At 73.0% G+C, this 14,683-nt stretch carries 15 protein-coding genes; 8 read left to right on the plus strand and 7 right to left on the minus strand.

Annotation, left to right across the window (positions count from 1 at the left end; translation table 11 throughout):
• Positions 1-253 precede the first annotated feature (253 nt).
• From AC07B0_RS18045 to AC07B0_RS18065, 5 genes are all read left to right on the plus strand, one after another.
• The gene (locus tag AC07B0_RS18045) at positions 254-895 is read left to right on the plus strand and encodes a class I SAM-dependent methyltransferase (protein ID WP_469379817.1); all 642 of its coding nucleotides are present in this window, start codon (positions 254-256) and stop codon (positions 893-895) included.
• A gap of 99 nt (positions 896-994) precedes the next feature.
• Entirely contained in the window at positions 995-1,999 is a 1,005-nt protein-coding gene (locus AC07B0_RS18050) for an N-acetylmuramoyl-L-alanine amidase (protein WP_478898577.1), read from the plus strand.
• A 138-nt stretch (positions 2,000-2,137) separates the two neighbouring features.
• Positions 2,138-2,956 (plus strand): DUF5336 domain-containing protein, encoded by an 819-nt coding sequence (locus tag AC07B0_RS18055; protein WP_478864678.1) that lies wholly within the window; start codon positions 2,138-2,140, stop codon positions 2,954-2,956.
• Positions 2,957-3,058: 102 nt separating this feature from the next.
• Complete coding sequence (locus AC07B0_RS18060; RefSeq protein ID WP_478898578.1) at positions 3,059-4,069, plus strand: LLM class F420-dependent oxidoreductase; 1,011 nt, start codon at positions 3,059-3,061, stop codon at positions 4,067-4,069.
• A 117-nt stretch (positions 4,070-4,186) separates the two neighbouring features.
• Positions 4,187-4,639 carry an IPT/TIG domain-containing protein gene (locus tag AC07B0_RS18065; RefSeq protein ID WP_356877351.1) on the plus strand — a complete coding sequence of 151 codons (453 nt, stop codon included), beginning with the start codon at positions 4,187-4,189 and terminating at the stop codon, positions 4,637-4,639.
• A gap of 15 nt (positions 4,640-4,654) precedes the next feature.
• On the opposite strand, the gene AC07B0_RS18070 is transcribed toward AC07B0_RS18065, so the two are convergent.
• Both AC07B0_RS18070 and AC07B0_RS18075 read right to left on the minus strand, forming a co-directional pair.
• Positions 4,655-5,035: a hypothetical protein gene (locus AC07B0_RS18070; RefSeq protein WP_469379811.1), complete on the minus strand. Its 381-nt coding sequence runs from the start codon at positions 5,033-5,035 to the stop codon at positions 4,655-4,657.
• An 87-nt stretch (positions 5,036-5,122) separates the two neighbouring features.
• Positions 5,123-5,767, minus strand: a complete 645-nt coding sequence (locus AC07B0_RS18075) for a hypothetical protein (RefSeq protein WP_356884235.1) — start codon at positions 5,765-5,767, stop codon at positions 5,123-5,125.
• A gap of 112 nt (positions 5,768-5,879) precedes the next feature.
• Between AC07B0_RS18075 and AC07B0_RS18080 the strand changes: the two genes are divergently transcribed.
• Positions 5,880-6,194: a hypothetical protein gene (locus AC07B0_RS18080; RefSeq protein WP_356884233.1), complete on the plus strand. Its 315-nt coding sequence runs from the start codon at positions 5,880-5,882 to the stop codon at positions 6,192-6,194.
• Between the two features lie 60 nt (positions 6,195-6,254).
• Here AC07B0_RS18080 and AC07B0_RS18085 read toward each other — a convergent pair whose 3' ends face one another.
• The 3 genes from AC07B0_RS18085 to AC07B0_RS18095 all read right to left on the minus strand — a co-directional run bounded on the left by AC07B0_RS18085 (position 6,255) and on the right by AC07B0_RS18095 (position 9,461).
• Positions 6,255-7,346 carry a prenyltransferase/squalene oxidase repeat-containing protein gene (locus AC07B0_RS18085; protein ID WP_356884231.1) on the minus strand — a complete coding sequence of 364 codons (1,092 nt, stop codon included), beginning with the start codon at positions 7,344-7,346 and terminating at the stop codon, positions 6,255-6,257.
• Positions 7,343-8,077 (minus strand): class I SAM-dependent methyltransferase, encoded by a 735-nt coding sequence (locus tag AC07B0_RS18090; RefSeq protein ID WP_266838794.1) that lies wholly within the window; start codon positions 8,075-8,077, stop codon positions 7,343-7,345. Before AC07B0_RS18090 ends, AC07B0_RS18085 begins: the two co-directional genes overlap by 4 nt.
• Before the next feature lie 64 nt (positions 8,078-8,141).
• A complete protein-coding gene (locus tag AC07B0_RS18095; RefSeq protein ID WP_356884228.1) occupies positions 8,142-9,461 on the minus strand; it encodes a glycosyltransferase family 4 protein in 1,320 nt (439 codons plus the stop codon).
• 242 nt (positions 9,462-9,703) lie between these two features.
• Here AC07B0_RS18095 and AC07B0_RS18100 point away from each other — a divergent pair, with 242 nt between their 5' ends.
• On the plus strand, positions 9,704-10,327 hold the full coding sequence (locus AC07B0_RS18100; protein WP_356884226.1) for a TetR family transcriptional regulator: 624 nt from the start codon (positions 9,704-9,706) through the stop codon (positions 10,325-10,327).
• A gap of 1,119 nt (positions 10,328-11,446) precedes the next feature.
• Here the strand turns inward: AC07B0_RS18100 and AC07B0_RS18105 are convergent.
• Positions 11,447-11,680, minus strand: a complete 234-nt coding sequence (locus tag AC07B0_RS18105; protein WP_356884191.1) for a ferredoxin — start codon at positions 11,678-11,680, stop codon at positions 11,447-11,449.
• Positions 11,680-13,158, minus strand: a complete 1,479-nt coding sequence (locus AC07B0_RS18110) for an aldehyde dehydrogenase (protein WP_469384987.1) — start codon at positions 13,156-13,158, stop codon at positions 11,680-11,682. The genes AC07B0_RS18105 and AC07B0_RS18110 overlap by 1 nt, the downstream gene beginning before the upstream one ends.
• Positions 13,159-13,340: 182 nt before the next feature.
• Here AC07B0_RS18110 and AC07B0_RS18115 point away from each other — a divergent pair, with 182 nt between their 5' ends.
• On the plus strand, positions 13,341-14,543 hold the full coding sequence (locus tag AC07B0_RS18115; protein WP_478898579.1) for an MBL fold metallo-hydrolase: 1,203 nt from the start codon (positions 13,341-13,343) through the stop codon (positions 14,541-14,543).
• Positions 14,544-14,683: the final 140 nt, after the last annotated feature.

Raw genomic sequence — 14,683 nt, forward strand, 5'->3', positions numbered from 1 at the left:
CTGACGGAAGGTCAGATACGCGTGTTGTTGGACGCCCCGCCACCGCGACGCGCGACCCAGGGGCGCCGGAGACCCGCGCCGGTCTCCGGCGGACGCTGGAGGAGGAACGGCGGGCGGAACGCGGCGCCGGCCAGGGCCGGCCCTTCGGACGCCGAGGGAGGACGGCCGGGACGGCAGGCCCCCCGCCCGTGGTGTCCTACCAGCGGGTAGGGCAGCATGGGCCGCCACTCATCCGCAGCTCAGGAGGAACGACATGGCCAGCCCCAAGCCGGAGACCCTCGCCGCCTTCGAGGCCGCCAAGGGGTTCATGCCCCTCGGCGAGGGCCTCGCCCTGTACGAGGCCGCGACCGCGGCGGCGGCGCTGGGCCTGCCGCTCCTGGAGGTCGGCACGTACTGCGGGCGCTCCACGATCCTGCTCGCCGACGCCGCCCGCGAGGCCGGGGTGACCGCGATCACCGTCGACCACCACCGGGGCAGCGAGGAGCAGCAGCCGGGCTGGGAGTACCACGACCCGACGGTGGTGGACCCGGAGGTCGGGCTGATGGACACCCTGCCCACCTTCCGCCGCACCCTGCACCAGGCCGGCCTGGAGGACCACGTCCTCGCGATCGTCGGCCGCTCCCCGCGGGCCGCCGCAGCCTGGGGCGGCCCGCTGGGCCTCGTCTTCGTCGACGGCGGCCACACCGACGAGCACGCCACCGCCGACTACGAGGGCTGGGCCCCGCACCTCGCCGAGGGCGGTCTCCTCGTCATCCACGACGTGTTCCCGGACCCGGCCGACGGCGGACAGGCCCCGTACCGGATCTACCTGCGCGCCCTGGCCTCGGGGGCCTTCGAGGAGACCTCCGTCACGGACTCCCTGCGCGTCCTGCGCCGCACCGGAACCGGCATCTAGGCCGCCGCGCCCCCGGGGCCTCCTGTCCGATAAGCGCACCGCGCCCTCGAATGGCCCACGCTCCCTCCGTGGGGCGTCCGGGCGTTCTAGCATCGCGAGGTGCGCTACGACAACAGCCCCCCGTCCCCCGAGTCCGGCTCCTCGATCAGCCCGGACCGGCCCTGGTACACGCGTCGCTCCACCCTCGCGGTCGCGGCGGCGGTGCTCGCGCCGACCTGCCTGGCCGGCTGGGTACTGACCCACGCGCTCGCGGGGGCGGGGCCTGGTGAGCCGCAGGCCCGTGTGGCGCCGCTGCCCGCCTCGCACTCCGCCCACGCGGACGCCGACGGGAAGTCCAGCGCCTCCCCGAGCGCCCCGGCCTCCCCCCTGGCCTCCGCCTCCGCGTCCGCCTCGGCGTCCGCGAGTACTCCCGCGACCGCCCCGAACCCCCTCGCGGGCCGGACCGTGGTCATCGACCCGGGCCACAACACGGGCAACTTCCAGCACTCCCGCGAGATCAACCGCCAGGTCGACATCGGCACCAACCGCAAGGAGTGCGACACGACCGGCACCACCACCAACTCCGGCTACATGGAAGCCGAGTTCACGATGGACGTGTCCCGCAGGCTGCGGACCGTCCTGGAGGCGCGCGGGCTGAAGGTGGTCTTCACCCACGAGGCCGGGGCGGAACGCCCGTGGGGCCCCTGCATCGACGAACGGGCCCGCATCGGCAACGGGGCCAAGGCCGACGCGGTCGTCTCGGTCCACGCCGACGGCGTCTCCGAGGGCAGCCGCGGCTACCACGTCATCCTCCCCGCCAAGGTCAAGGGCGGATCCGCGGACACCGCGAAGATCGTCGGGCCGTCCCGTCAGCTCGGCGAACGCATCGCGAGCAACTTCGCCCGGACCACCGGTTCGGGCCCCGCGAACTACCTCGGATCCGGTACCGGTTTGGTCGTCCGCGACGATCTGGGCGGACTGAACCTCTCAACACAGCCCAAGGTGTTCATCGAATGCGGCAACATGCGTGACGCCAAGGACGCCGCACTGCTCACGAATCCGCAGTGGCGACAGAAGGCAGCGCAGGGCATCGCCGACGGCATCGTCGGCTTCCTCGGCGGGTAGTCCCATCAGGGCGGCCCGCCGCCCCGGTCAGCCCGGTCACGGAAAACCTCCGTACCATGGTGCCGCCCGCCCCGCTCCAGCCCTGATCTGCGACCGCGGCACCACGAGACGACCGAGACCGAGAAGGACACCTGAGACGTGAACATCCGCTCCCTCACTCGAGGCGACGGCGTGGTGATCGGAGCAGCGGTGCTGCTGTTCATCGCTTCGTTCCTCGATTTCTACTCCGCCACCGGCCTGGACCTCCCGAGCGTGTGGGACACCGACGTCTACCGGCTGGCGCTGCCCTCCATCTTCCTGACCGGCTTCATCGCCGCGGGTCTGCTGGTGGCCGGCCGCTTCCTGCCCGAGGGCCGCAAGCTCGCCGGCCTGCCGCTGTCGGCGTGGGGAACCGTCCTGGCCGTCGCGGCGGCCTGGTCCGCGCTGTGGTCCCTGATCACCAGCCCGGACGGCGCCGACCTGGGCGCCGGCTGCATCATCGCGTTCCTCGCGACCCTGGCCCTGGCCGGCGTCGCGATCGCCGGTGCGAAGATCCCCGCCCTGGCCGGGAAGCTCGTACCGGAGCCCCGTCCCGCCGCCGTCCCGCCGTACGGCGGCCAGCCGCAGCCCGGCGCCGGCTACGGCTACCCGGGCGGGCAGCAGCCCCAGCCCTACGGCAACACCCCGCAGCCCGTCCCGCCCTACGGCGGCGGCCAGACCCCGGCGCCCGGCCCGCAGGACCACGCCGCCCAGCAGCCGGCCCCCGCCCCGGCGGCGGACTTCACGCCGTTCTGGTTCGCGGTGCCGGTGGCCCGTCCCCTCTACGGTGAGGACGGCTCCCCCGCCCCGATCGCCGAGCTCGCGCCCGGCACCTGGTACCTGGCCGTCGACCAGCGCGGCCCGGCCACGCTGATCGCGCAGACCCAGGACGGCCGCCGCGGCGTCCTCAACGACACCTCCGGCATCCAGCGCGGCTGAGCCCTCCGCACGGACAGCCTCACGGCCCCCCGCCCTTCCGGGCGGGGGGCCGTTGCCCTACAGTCACCTGACGCATCGTCAGACACTGCTGAGGGGACGTCCATGCGCCTCGGACTCGCACTCGGGTACTGGGGCCGCGGGCCCGGACCCGGCCACCTCGACCTCGCCGTCGAAGCCGAACGCCTCGGCTACGACTCCGTGTGGACCGCCGAAGCCTGGGGCTCCGACGCCTTCACCCCCCTCACCTGGATCGCCGCGCACACCTCCCGGATCCGCCTCGGCACCGCGATCGCGCAGATGGCCGCCCGCACCCCCACCGCCACCGCCATGCACGCCCTCACCCTGGACCACCTCTCCGGCGGCCGGATGATGCTGGGCCTCGGACTGTCCGGCCCCCAGGTCGTCGAGGGCTGGTACGGCCGCCCGTTCCCGTCGAGCCCGCTCACCGCCACCCGCGAGTACGTCGACGTCATCCGCCAGGTGCTGCGCCGCGAGGCCCCCGTCGCCGTCGACGGCCGCTTCCACAGCCACCCGTACCGCGGCACGGACGGCACCGGCCTCGGAAAACCCCTGAAGCCCATCACCCACCCGCTGCGCGCGGACCTCCCGCTGCTGCTGGGCGCCGAGGGCCCCAAGAACATCGCCCAGACCACCCGGATCGCCGACGGCTGGCTGCCGCTCTACTGGTCGCCCACCCGCACCGACGTCTACCAGGGCTCCCTCGGCGACCTCCCCGAACAGTTCATGATCGCGCCGATGGCCCGGGCCCGGGTCTGCGAGGACGTCGCCGAGGGACTGCTGCCGGTCAAGGCCATGCTCGGCTTCTACATCGGCGGCATGGGCCACGCGGCCCGCAACTTCCACGCCGACCTCATGGCGCGCATGGGCTACGAGGAGGAGGCCCGGCGCATCCAGGAGCTGTTCCTGGCCGGGCGCAAGGAAGAGGCGGTGCTCGCCGTCCCGGACGCCTTCGCCGACGAGATCTCCCTCGTCGGCCCCCGCGAGCGGATCGCGGAACGTCTGGAGCTGTGGCGCAAGGGCCCCGTCACCGACCTGCTCGTCACCGCCCCGGACCCGCACACCCTGCGGGTCCTGGCGGAGCTCAACAGCTGACGCCGGACAACCGGAAGGGGCGACACGGGCGGGTTTGTCCTGGATTCGGGGTCCGCGAGCTCCCCATGATGGGGCGGGCCCCGCTCCGGGGCCGCTCCTCCGCCGGAAGGCCCCGTCGTGACGCGCACGCTCCGCCGGGCGGCGATCCTCCTCGCCGCCGTCTCCCTCTTCGCCCTCGCCCCGGCCCGGGCGGCCCCGCCCGCCGCAGCCGCCGGGGACGGACCCGCCGGCTGCCCGGCGGCCCCCGGGACCCGCCACCCCGGCCCCCCGGACACCGGGACGCCGCAGGGTCAGCTGGTCTCGGTCACCCCGGACATCGGCCCGCGCAGCGGAGGCACCACCGTCTCCCTCGCGGGCAGCGGCCTCACCGGCCACACCCGGGTCGTCTTCGGGACCCTGGACGCCGACGGCTGCTTCACCGGGGTCGACGCCACGGCCGTCGCCGTGATCGGCGACAGCCTCATCCTGGCGATCACCCCGGCCTGGCCCACCGCCGCGCAGGTCCTCGTGGCCGCCGCCACCCCGGACGGCCGCCTCACCAACCCGCTGCCCTTCACGTACGGGGACTGAGCGGAGTCCCCGCGCCTACTCGGGGACGACCTCCAGCAGTTCCCGCACGTCCAGCGGCATGACGGCAATCTCGATCTCCCCGCCGTCCGCGAGGGCGCAGGCCACGATCCGCGAGCCGGGGTTGATGGAGATCCCCTCCCGCACCGTGGGCACCCGCACGCCGGTGGAGCGGGCCCCCGACAGCTCCACGGCCCCGCCCCGCCGGGGCTCCCAGCGGGGCCCGCCGCCCCCGCCCGCGTACACCCGGCCCGAGCGCCAGCGGCCCTCACCGGCCGGGTACCGGGCCATGCACGGGATGCCGTCCGGGCTCCCGGCGGCCTGCCGCTCACGGTGCTTGCGGCGGACGAGCCAGCCGGTTCCGGCGGCCACCACGGCCAACACCAAGAATTCGATCACGTGACCCATTGAAACAGCCGGAACGGCGCGGGCGGGCCGGACGGCGGCCCACCGGCCCCGTCCGGCCCGCCCGTCCGGGTTCCGGCACTAGCCGCCGAGCTGCGACAGGCTCGGCACCTTGTCCGTCACCGTGGCTCCGGCGCTCTGGCCCGCGCCCTTCACTCCCTCGATGACGTTCTGGAAGGCGTCGATGTCGGAGTCCCCGGCCTGGCCCTTGCGGAGCTTGGTGCCGAGGCTCTTGAGGGACTCGATGCCCGCCGTCAGCGGGACCATCGCCTTCGACAGCAGCGGGTCGCCCTTGGCGTTGTCCGACGCCGCCTTCAGCCGGTTGTAGGCGAAGGCACCCGCGAGGCCCGCCTTGATCAGCGCGAACGTCCGGCCCGACGCGCCCTTCTTGAACTTGCCCGCGCGGTACGGCTTGATGATCCACTGGTACGTCGCCCCGGCCGCGAGACCGGCGTTCGCGACGAAGCGCGTCTTGGCGAACTTCTGCTTCTCCGCCGGCGTGGTCGGCGTCGGCGCCGCCGCCAGCTCATCGGCCTCGGCGGCCTGCGGCTCCGCCGCCGCGAGGACGGCCAGCTCGGCCGCCGCGGCGTTGGAGATCTCCGGCTGCCGGGCGGTGTCGGCGCCGCCGCCACCGCAGGCGGTCGCACCGGCCAGCAGTGCGCAGGACAGGACCACCGCGGTGAGCGTGCGGCGGAGTCGGACGGTACTGGGTTCGAGTACGGACACGGTTTCCTCCGGGGACGGGGGTGTCCCCCGCAGCCTCACCCCGGCCGTGGCCCTCCACCACTTGGGGGACCCGTTCGGGTTTGGACCGCGCGGCTGCGGCAACACGCGTGTCATGTCCCCACACACCCGAGCACACTCCCGTGTACACACCCGAGGCGGCGGCGGCATCGCCCGGGCCGTAGCCCTCGTCGCGGACGTGGCGGCCTTCCTGATCGTCCTGTGGATCGTGCTGTGGCTGCTGGACGCCAACCAGGGCAACAGCCTCGTCGCGTTCGTCCACGACTGCGCCGACTGGCTGACGAGCTGGTCCCGTGACCTGTTCAGCTTCGACAGCGAAGGGGCCCGGGTCGTCGTCGGCTACGGTCTGGCGGCCGTCGTCTACCTCCTCGCCGGACACGGCCTCGCCAACTGGCTGGCCCGGCGCTGATCCCGGACACCGCCGGCCGCCGGCTCCGCCCGAGGGCGGTCGGCGGCCGGCGGTGCCGGTTCAGTGACGGCAGCAGTCCGGCTCCAGGCCCGTCGGCAGCGCGAGACCGCCGAACACCTCGCCCGTGGGCTCGTCCCCGCCCAGCGCGGCGACGGCCAGCAGCAGCGACCCGGCCGTCCAGGTCGTCTGCTCCACCGGCCAGACGGCCCGGTCCTGGAACACGTACCCCGTCCAGTACATGCCGTTGTCCGCGCGCAGGTGACCGATCGAGCGCAGGATCTCCAGCGCCCGGTCCGACTCCCCCATCGCCCAGAGCGACAGCGCCAGTTCGCAGGACTCCCCGCCGGTCACCCACGGGTTCGGCAGGACGCACCGGACACCGAGGTCCGCGACGACGAACTCGTCCCAGCGCTCCTCGATCCGCGCCTTCGCCTCGGCGCCGGTCAGCGCCCCGCCCAGCACCGGGTAGTACCAGTCCATCGAGTAGTGCGACTTGTCCAGGAACCGCTCCGGATGCCTGCGGATCGCGTGCGCCAGCGCACCCGCCGCCAGCTCCCAGTCGGGCTGCGGATCCCCCCGGTGGTCGGCGATGGCCAGCGCGCAGCGCAGGGCCTGGTGGATCGAGGAGGAGCCCGTCAGCAGGGCGTCCGTGACCGGGGCGCCGTCCGCCTCCCGCTTCCAGCCGATCTCGCCGCCGGGCTGCTGGAGGGCGAGGACGAACTCCACCGCCGCCACGACCGCCGGCCACATCCGGTCCAGGAACGGGTCGTCGCCCGTCGCCAGGTAGTGGTGCCACACGCCGACGGCTATGTACGCGACGAAGTTCGACTCCCGGCTCGCGTCCTGCGGCTCGGCGGTGTCCACCCCCTCCGGCCGGTCGGCGTACGCCGCGAACCAGGAACCGTCCTGGTTCTGGTGCCGGGCCAGCCAGTCGTACGCCCGCTCCGCGGCCTCGTGCTCGCCCGCCACGTCCAGGGCCATCGCGGCCTCGGTGTGGTCCCACGGGTCGAGGTGGTGACCGCGGAACCACGGTATGGCCCCGTCCGGGCGCTGCGCCGCGAGGATCCCGGCCACCGTCTCGGCGGCCTCCTCGGCGGTCAGTACGCCGTCCAGGACGAGGTGTTCGGGTGCGGTGCGCCGGGGCGCGGTCACTGGGCCGCGCCGACGGGCAGGTGCGGCTTCGTCGCGTACGCCACGAAGCTCTTGCCGATGACCGGGTTGAGCGCCTGCTCGGCGAGCCGGGTGGCCAGCGGCTTCTTCATGATGTCCCAGACGAGGAGCTTGTGGTACGCCTTGACGGGCAGCGCCTTGTCGTTGTCGACGCCGAAGGCGCACTTGAGCCACCAGTACGGGGAGTGCAGGCCGTGCGCATGGTGGGTGCCGTACGGCTTGAGGCCCGCGGCCTCCATCTTGCCGAGCAGCTCGTCCGCCTTGTAGATGCGGATGTGGCCGCCCTCGACCTCGTGGTAGGCGTCGGAGAGCGCCCAGCAGATCTTCTCCGGGCCGTAGCGCGGCACGGTGATCGCGATGCGGCCGCCGGGCTTCAGCACGCGGACCATCTCGGCGAGGACGCCCTTGTCGTCGGGGATGTGCTCCATCACCTCGGAGATGATCACGACGTCGAAGGAGTCGTCGGGGAAGGGCAGCGCGAGGGCGTCGCCCTCCATCGCCGTGGCGGTGGCGCCCGCCGGGGCCTCACCGGCCTCCTTCATGGCGGCGAACCACTTGGCGACCTCGCGGATCTCCTCGCCGTTGCGGTCGACGGCGACCACCTGGGCGCCTCTCCGGTAGCACTCGAAGGCGTGGCGGCCGGCGCCGCAGCCCAGATCGAGCACACGGTCGCCTGCGGCGAGCGGGAACCGGGAGAAATCGACGGTCAGCACGGGGTCCTGCCTTCGCTGTCGCGGGGGTGGAAGGGATTGCTCATGAAGCGGTGGCGGTCGAAGGTCAGCGCGGCCGGCGGGTACGGGCGGAGGCGGCCTGCTCGATGGCGGCCCGGTAGTGCGCGGCGGTGCCCTCGGCCGCCTTGGCCCAGGTGAACCGGGACAGCACCCGCTCCCGTCCGGCGGCACCGAGCCGCTCGCGCAGCGCGGCGTCACCCAGCAGCCGGCCGAGGGCGGCGGCCAGCGCCCCCGCGTCACCGGGCGGCACGGCCAGGCAGGTCTCGCCGTCGGCGCCCGTCACTTCGGGGATCGCCCCGCCGGTCGTGGCGACCAGCGGGGTGCCGGTGGCCATGGCCTCGGCCGCCGGGAGCGAGAAGCCCTCGTAGAGGGAGGGCACGCAGGAGACCTGGGCGCCGCGCACGAGGTCGACGAGCTCGGCGTCGGAGATGCCCTTGACGAAGCGCACCGCGTCCTGGAGCCCGTACGACTCGATCGCGCGGGCGACGGGCCCGCTCTCGGCGCGCTTGCCGACGACCACGAGGTGGGCGTCGGGGCGCTCCGTGCGGAGCTTGGCGAGGGCCTCGACGAGGTGGACGAGCCCCTTGAGGGGGACGTCGGCGCTGGAGGTCGTCACGATCCGCCCGGGCACCTCGGCCACGGCCGGGTCGGGCGACCACAGGTCGGTGTCGGCTCCGATGTGGACGACGTGGATGCGGTCGTCGCGGACCCCGAGGTGCTCGGCGATCTCCTGCTGGGAGGAGCCGGAGACGGTCAGCACGGACGGCAGCCGGCGGGCCACACGGCCCTGCATGCGGGTGAAGCCGTACCAACGCCGCACGGAGAGGCGCCGCTTGAGGTCCTTGGCGGCGTCGATCTCCAGCTGCCGGTCGACGGTGATGGGGTGGTGGACCGTCGTCACCAGGGGGGCGCCGAGGTCGCCCAGCAGACCGTAGCCGAGGGTCTGGTTGTCGTGGATGACGTCGAACTCGCCCGCGCGGGCGCGCAGATGGCGCCGGGCGCGCAGCGAGAACGTCAGCGGCTCGGGGAAGCCGCCGGTCCACATCGTGGCGACTTCGAGGGCGTCGATCCAGTCCCGGTACTCGTCGCGCTTCGGCGTACGGAACGGGTCGGGACTGCGGTACAGGTCCAGGCTCGGCAGCTCGGTGAGCGTGGCGCCCGTGTCGAGGACCGGATAGGGCTGCGAACCGATGACCTCGACGGAGTGTCCGAGGCGGACGAGCTCACGCGAGAGGTGCCGTACGTAGACGCCCTGACCGCCGCAGAACGGGTTCCCCTTGTAGGTGAGGAGTGCGATGCGCAACGGGCGGTCGCCGTCGGTGGCGGAACCCGCGAAAGGGCTCGTCACGATGGCCTCAGCGGTCACTCTCGGCCCCCTTCTGCCTGCGACTTTCGCCGGAGCGTAACCGCTCGGATAATGTAGAACAAGTTTCAGACTTGATCCGTTGAAGACCATTGAATCTACCGGCCGGAAACCACACCGTAAGAGGCGGAGCAGGTGATTCGCGCCACGGCTCGGACGCCTGACATGCTGACCCCGGGTCACGCCCGGATCGGCCCCTGCGCAGCACCACCAGCGACGCCACGGAACGCCATGGAACGGGACACATGACAGCGGAAGCGAAGGCCGTCACCACGCCGGCGTCCCCTCCCCTGACGGAGCGCCAGGAGGCGCGCCGCCGTCGGATCCTGCACGCGAGCGCCCAGCTGGCCAGCCGGGGCGGCTTCGACGCCGTGCAGATGCGGGAGGTCGCGGAGCTGTCCAGCGTGGCGCTCGGAACGCTCTACCGGTACTTCCCCTCGAAGGTGCACCTGCTGGTGGCCACCATGCAGGACCAGCTCCAGCACATGCACACCACGCTGCGCAAACGCCCTCCGGCGGGCGACGACCCTGCGGCCCGCGTCGCGGAGACCCTGATGCGCGCGTTCCGCGCGCTCCAGCGCGAACCCCACCTCGCGGACGCCATGGTCCGCGCCCTGACCTTCGCGGACCGCAGCGTGAGCCCGGAGGTCGACACGGTCTCCCGGCTGACCACGGCCATCATCCTCGACGCGATGGGCCTGGAGGCCCCGCCGACGGCGGAACAGCTCTCGGCGGTCCGCGTCATCGAACACACCTGGCACTCGGCACTCATCACGTGGCTGTCGGGCCGCGCCTCGATCGCCCAGGTCAAGATCGACATCGAAACGGTGTGCCGCCTGATCGACCTGACGGCCCCGGAAAAGGCCTGAAGCGGTCGGGGCGGGGTCGGCCGGGGAGGCGGGGCCGGGGGACGGCGGGGTCCTAGCTGGTCCGTATCGGGGAGGGTTTGGTGGTTTCCCGTCAGTCTCATCGTCTCTCCGGGGTGGACCGGTCCCTCAAGGGCGCTCCTCCTTCGTCGTCGCGTCGCTACGCGATGGCCTACGGCCACCCTTGACCGACCGCCCCACCCCGGAAAGCCGAAGACAGCCGGGAACCCCCCAAAAGAACGGTCACGGGGAAGAGCCAGAGGAGCGGGTCTCTCAGCGATGAGGCGAGGGGCCGGGGGCCGGTAGGCCGGGCATACGGCCCCCTCGCGCCCCCTTCCGGGACCGAGCCAACGGCTTACCCACCCGAAATGACGACCACATCAGCCTGGCGTGCAGTCAGGCGCATCGGATCGCTACGCGCCCCTCTCGGCTTAGCGTCCGGCGACCGTCTGGGGCTGGACATAGACCGCCCACGCGCCCCACCCATGGCCCTTGACGTGCGGCTACCGCCCGCCTGTACTCCTGCGGCGACACCCCGCTGGCAGGAAAGACCCCAGACTGCCCGTGAGAGTGACCACGGCCGGTCGTCAGCCGCTGAGACGACACCGGGGCACAGATGCCTCCTGCGGCCTATGTCCAGCCCCAGACGGGCCGCTGCCGCTAAGCCGAGAGAAGCGCGTAGCGATCTCACGCGCGCCTGACTGCACCCCAGGACGTCCTGGTCGTCATTTCGGGTGGGTAGGGCTCGGGTGTGGTCCCGGAAGGGGCCGCGAGGGGCCGTGTGCCCGGCCTACCGACCCCCGGCCCCTCGCCTCGTCCCTGACGGAACCTTTGGGCAGTCGTTCCCCCCTGCCCTCCTTCGGGGGCTTCCCGGCAGTCTTTGGCATTTCGTTTCGGGCCGGTCGGTCAAGGGTGGCCGAAGGCCATCGCGAAGCGACGCGAACGAAGTGAGCGCCCTTGAGGGACCGGACCGAAACGGAAGGACAGTGGACTGACGGGCAGCCCCCGACACACACCCGACCCCATCAAGGGAGCACCGCCCACCCCCGACCCCGACCAGCCACCCCACCCCCGACCCCGACCAGCCACCCCACCCCCCACCCCACCCCCACCCCACCCCCCTCACTCCTCCGGCGGAAACACCGGTTCCCCCGTTTCGGCCAGCGTGATCAGGATGGCTTCCACCGGGCAGCCTTCGGCTGCCGTGAGGGTGGGTTCGTTCGCGTCCGTCTGCGGGGCCCGGGGGTGGGACTGGCGGGCCGAGTCGAGGGCGAAGCCGTCCGGGGCGTGGTTGACGCACATGCCCGAGCCGATGCAGACCCCCCGGTCCACCTCGACCTGCCAGCGGTCTCCCATCAGGCTCCCGCCCCGGAGGCGCCCGGGGCGTAGCCCGCCGGGAGGTGGATCATCTTGTGCTCCAGGTACTCGCTCAGGCCCTCCGGGCCGAACTCGCGGCCCACGCCGCTGTTCTTGTAGCCGCCGAACGGGCCCAGCATGTCGAGGCTGAAGGTGTTCACGTTGAAGGTGCCGGTGCGGATGCGGCGTCCGAAGTCGATGCCGTGTTCGGTGTCGGCGGTCCAGACGCTGCCGCTCAGCCCGAACTCGGAGTCGTTGGCGATCCGCGCCGCTTCCGCCTCGTCGCCGTAGGGGATCAGGCACACCACCGGGCCGAAGATCTCCTCGCGGGCGATCCGCATCGAGTTGTCGACGTCGCCGAAGAGCGTGGGCTCGACGTACCAGCCCCGTTCCAGGCCCGCCGGGCGGCCGCCGCCGGTGAGGACCTTCGCGCCCTCCTCCTGGCCGATGCGGATGTAGTCCAGCGAGCGCTGCTGCTGGCGCTGTGCGACGAGGGGGCCGAGCTGGGTCGCCGGGTCCAGGGGGTCGCCGACGACGAGGGCCCCGGCGGCCGCGGCGAGGGCGTCGGCGAACTCGTCGTAGCGGCCGCGCGGCGCGAGGACGCGGGTCTGGGCGACGCAGGCCTGGCCGTTGTTCATCCAGGCGGCCGGGACGATCCCGGCGACGGTGGTCTCCAGGTCGGCGTCGGGCAGGATCACGGCGGCGGACTTGCCGCCGAGTTCCAGGGTGACCCGGGTCAGGTTGCGCGCGGCGACCTCCATGACGCGCCGGCCGGCGGCGACGGAGCCGGTGAAGGCGACCTTGTCGATGCCGGGGTGGCCGACGAGGTACTCGCTGACCTCGCGGTCGGCGGGCAGGATCGACAGGACGCCCTCGGGCAGCCCGGCCTCCCGTGCGATGTCGGCCAGGATGTAGGAGTCGAGGGGGGCTTCGGGGGAGGGCTTGAGGATGACGGTCGAGCCGGTGAGCAGCGCCGGCGCGAGCTTGGCCGCGGCCACGAACTGCGGGACGTTCCACGGGATGACGGCGGCGACCACGCCCACCGGCTCCCGGCGGACCAGGATCGGCCCGAGTACTCCCTGGCGGTGCTCCTCGTACGGGTAGTCGCGGGCGACGGTGATCGCGGCGTCGTAGACCATCATCGGGCCGAGGGCCTGGGCGAGGATGCTCCAGGAGTACGGGGAGCCGTTCTGGGAGCTGATCGAGCGGGCGATCTCCTCGTGGCGGACGGCGATGGCGTCCTTGATCCGGGTGACGACGGCGATCCGCTCGTCCAGTGTCATGCGGGGCCAGGGGCCTTCGTCGAAGGCCTTGCGGGCGACGGCGACGGCCCGGTCGACGTCGGCCCGGGAGGCGTGCGGGACGCTGCCGATGACCTGCTCGGTGTGGGGGGAGACGACGCGCAGGGTGTCGGTGCCCAGCGGATCGGTCCATTCCCCGCCGATGAACAGCTGTCCGTGTTCCACGAGCTCGGTCATGACTGAGGCCTCCTGGGGTTTGGCGTTCCAGAACTGATACCAGTTCTAGTTGGAGGAGTCCACGGCCCGGACGGAACGGGCGAGAAGATCCAGCGACCGGTGAAGGCTAGTCAGCGAGGCCCGATGATGGTCGACTTGGGCTACTACTGGAACAAGTTCTCGTCAGCGGACAGGGGAGCCCCATGCCACAGGACAACGCGGCACCGGCGGACGGCGCGACGGACGGCAACACGGCACGGGTCGGCAACGCAAACGCGGCACGGGACGGCGACGCCCGGGACGCCGACGCGCCACACGCCGGCCCCGCACAAGCCGCCCCCGCGCACGACAACCCCGCGGACGCCCCCGCCTCCCAGGTCACCGACCACGGCGGCGGTGTCTGGGCCGTGAAGGTGCCCATCCCCGACAACCCGCTCGGGCACACCCTCGTCCACGTCCTCGACACCGACCGCGGTCCCGTCCTCGTCGACACCGGCTGGGACGACCCCGCCTCCTGGGACGCCCTCGCCCACGGCCTCGGCACGCTCGGGTTCGCCGTCGCCGACGTGCACGGCGTGGTCATCACCCACCACCACCCCGACCACCACGGCCTGTCCGGGCAGGTCCGGGAAGCCTCCGGGGCGTGGATCGCCATGCATGCCGCCGACACCGAGGTCGTCGTGCGCACCCGCTCCGCCGAGCCCGGCGTCTGGTTCGACTACATGAGCGAGAAGCTGGCCACCGCCGGAGCCCCCGAGGAGCACGTCGCCCCGCTGCGCGCCGCCCGCGCGAGCGGCCGCCTGCGGACCCTGCCCGGGCTGCGGGCCGCGGTCCCCGACCGGGAGATCGTCCCCGGCGAGCTGCTGCCCCTGGCCGGGCGCCGGCTGCGGGCGATCTGGACCCCGGGGCACACCCCCGGCCACGTCTGCCTGCACCTGGAGGAGGAGCACCCGGCGCACCTCCCCGGCAACGGCCGCCTCTTCTCCGGCGACCACCTGCTGCCGGGGATCTCCCCGCACATCGGCCTCTACGAGGACCCCTCCGACGAGCGCGTCACCGACCCCCTCGGCGACTACCTCGACTCCCTCGAACGGATCGGCCGGCTGGGGCCCGCCGAGGTGCTCCCCGCCCACCAGCACGCCTTCACCGACGCCCCCGCCCGCGTCCGGGAGCTCCTCGACCACCACGAGGAGCGGCTGACCGGACTGTGGCGGCTGCTCGCCGAACCGCTGACCCCGTGGGGGCTGGCGGAGCGGATGGAATGGAACCGCCCCTGGGAGCAGATCCCGTACGGCTCCCGGAACATCGCCGTCTCCGAAGCGGAGGCGCACCTGCGGCGCCTGGTCAAACAGGGCCGGGCTGAGGCGGTGCCGGGCACGGACCCGGTGACGTACCGGGCGCTGTGAGGGGGGCCCGGACCCGGGCCGGGCGGGGGCCGGGGCGGGCGGTGCCACCGGGTCGGCCTGCTACGGGCCGGTAGAGTGGGCCCGTCGTCCACACCTCCGTACGGGGGGAAGCCGGTGAGACTCCGGCGCTGACCCGCAAC

Source organism: Streptomyces sp. NPDC044704 (assembly GCF_056433525.1).